This is a genomic window from Saccharicrinis aurantiacus (assembly GCF_947489045.1).
GTDB classification, from domain to species: domain Bacteria; phylum Bacteroidota; class Bacteroidia; order Bacteroidales; family Marinilabiliaceae; genus Saccharicrinis; species Saccharicrinis aurantiacus.
In genome coordinates this window covers 1-2443 of record NZ_CANLCN010000047.1, presented here as the reverse complement: position 1 = coordinate 2443, position 2443 = coordinate 1, and the positions used below count along the sequence as shown (strand labels likewise).

Sequence of the window (2443 nt, the reverse complement as noted above, 5' to 3'; positions counted from 1 at the left end):
GAGACGTGTGTAGTTTTTTCCATTCATAACAACAAATTTAAAATATTAATTTGTTGCGCTAGGTTCTTGAATCTGGGCACTCTTCATAATGAATGCCAACGGTTTAGCTATGCGTAGTGCGGAGCTCCGAAGAAACTTTCTTTCCAAACTTGTACATAGCCAAATTTACGTTTTGAAATTTTACCTTAAACTTAATAAATTTTCGGAACGAAAATTTGGCGCCAACAAACCGCCTGCAAACTACCAAAACACAGCTAACTCCGCATTACGTATAGCTTTTGTTAGCCACTGGTTTTTATTGTGCCACAATGGTTGTATCAAATTCAATTGGTTTTAAAGACTCCTCATAGCCTTCAATATATTTCCATTTCAATGATTCTGAAATAGTATCGTTTATGATTCTTAAAGTTCCTTTTGTCATTGATTCTAAGTTTATATAAGCAGAGTATTTTGTATATGATAATGAGTCAACCCATAGATAATATTCAATCTCATGATTCAATTGCACGCCATTTAATGTATCACCTACATAATGCAAATTAGGTTTTCCTATTTGTTTTTTGAATGTATCTATAGTTTTATTAAATCTCGTCTTTGTTAATTCAAGTCTAAAAGAGCTAATATGGTCACAGATTGTAAATGCCCTTAAGGTAGTATCATTTAAATATGTTACTTCTGAAAAATAAGGACCAAAGTCTTTACTGACTTCAAAGTCCTTTGAAATCGAATCTCCTAAAGAATGTCCATAAGATATAGATTTCTTGATACACGGTTCTTGTCCGAATATAGAAGTCCAGATAAGAAGCTTTAAAAACATTATATATAAGTACTTTCTCATAAACTTGTGGCTAACGTTTATATAAGAATAGTGCGGGTTTGAGCGCATTTACTTCTTAATTATGTTACCAAAGATAGCAAATTGGGAAACTGAAACAATACCTAATTTGCCCGCATTATTTTTATATGTTGTTAGCGGTTGTTATTATTCATTTTTTCTTGTTTCTTTTTGAGTTCATTAGCAGCTTTTCTGCCCTCAAATATATAATCTCCTGTTGATACTTGAATTAATTCCATTTCTAAAAATTCCTTATTAAATTCTTTCAGTACAAATTTATCGCAATAAATAATCTCGCACCTGTCATTATCGCATTCTACTGAAAAAGGATATTTTCCGTTAGCAACTATTTCAACTCTAATTTTATTCTCCCAATAATGATAAGTTCCTAATCGGTCTTGCTTTTCAATTTTAAGTCCGTTTTCATAAATAATTGTAGAGTCAGGATACAAATGAAATTCATCGCAACAAATTCTTGTTACATCATTCCAATAAGTCCATTCTCCATTTTTAATGTCATTTGTGAGAAATCCTTCTGAAGTAGGAATTGTATCATTTGACTTATAATCTGATTTCTGCAGGAAGGAATGATAGTCACAACTACAATATCTTATTAGTCCATAAGTCATATAGTTATTATCTTTTCTAATCTCCAACTTATGCCAAAATGCGATAGAATCAACATTTTCGTATGGCTGATATAGAATACTATCTATCGTTTGCCCAAATCCACTACAAGCAAGTAATAAAAATGGTAATACTAATAGTTGTGATTTATTTCCAAATTTTCTTATTGTCATGATTAGTTCATCATTAATTGTAGAATCTGGGGTCTTCGTCTTAATAACCGCTAACGTTGACCTGTAAGTTTTGTAGGGCGGTTTCGCCCGAAAGACCAATCCAGCTACAACAAGCACAAGCTATTGCTTTGGCTATAAATTTAAACAAAAAGTAGCTCAAGCAATAGCTTGAGCGGAGATGAGAAACCGATCCACACTCCGCATAGCACTGACGCCCTATAAAATTTACAGTTTGTTGTAGTGCGTTATTGAATTTAATCTTATTTTCTGAACCCAACGCCAGAAACTCGCCCTTTCAGTTTGTGTTTATTAAATGTTAAGCTCTTTGATGAGTTATTTTTCTTTGCAAATAACATTGTGGTCAAGGTTAAAACTAAAGAAATAGTTACTGCACCAGTAAATCCAACAACAAAGAGCCCTAATACTAAAGTAATCACAAAAAGTATTGCAAATACCATTAACCTGTTCTTAATGATTTCTCCAAATGTATAGTCCACAGCCTTTATGTCGTCAACATGGTATTCATCTGTCTCATTACATGATTTACAAGTCAATGAAAAGTTATCTCCATGTTGTTTAGCATAATCAACTCGGTTATTTACATGGTGTGGAGCTTTGTTCTCTTGTCTACACTTGTTACACTTTACTATTAATTTCATAATCAGTTATTATATTTTAGTTAGTTATTGTAATAATTTAATTAGTTTATGGATGATGTAAGCAATGCACTACAACGTTTGGCGCCAAGAAGCTGTTGTGCAATTTAAAGTCAGCTTCGCCACCTCAGTCACAACAAACTTAACAAAAT

At 32.4% G+C, this 2443-nt stretch carries 3 protein-coding genes; all 3 read right to left on the bottom strand.

Going from position 1 to position 2443, the window contains the following annotated elements:
• Positions 1–295: 295 nt before the first annotated feature.
• Positions 296–838 carry a hypothetical protein gene (locus QMO11_RS21795; protein WP_282040073.1) on the bottom strand — a complete coding sequence of 181 codons (543 nt, stop codon included), beginning with the start codon at positions 836–838 and terminating at the stop codon, positions 296–298.
• 131 nt (positions 839–969) lie between these two features.
• On the bottom strand, positions 970–1635 hold the full coding sequence (locus tag QMO11_RS21790; protein WP_282040071.1) for a hypothetical protein: 666 nt from the start codon (positions 1633–1635) through the stop codon (positions 970–972).
• A gap of 260 nt (positions 1636–1895) precedes the next feature.
• Complete coding sequence (locus tag QMO11_RS21785; RefSeq protein ID WP_282040070.1) at positions 1896–2294, bottom strand: hypothetical protein; 399 nt, start codon at positions 2292–2294, stop codon at positions 1896–1898.
• Between the last annotated feature and the right edge of the window lie 149 nt (positions 2295–2443).

What these genes read in the sequence shown, in the direction of transcription:
- QMO11_RS21795 (WP_282040073.1), bottom strand. Translation starts at nt 838, where the DNA reads ATGAGAAAGTACTTATATATAATGTTTTTAAAGCTTCTTATCTGGACT.
- QMO11_RS21790 (WP_282040071.1), bottom strand. Translation starts at nt 1,635, where the DNA reads ATGACAATAAGAAAATTTGGAAATAAATCACAACTATTAGTATTACCA.
- QMO11_RS21785 (WP_282040070.1), bottom strand. Translation starts at nt 2,294, where the DNA reads ATGAAATTAATAGTAAAGTGTAACAAGTGTAGACAAGAGAACAAAGCT.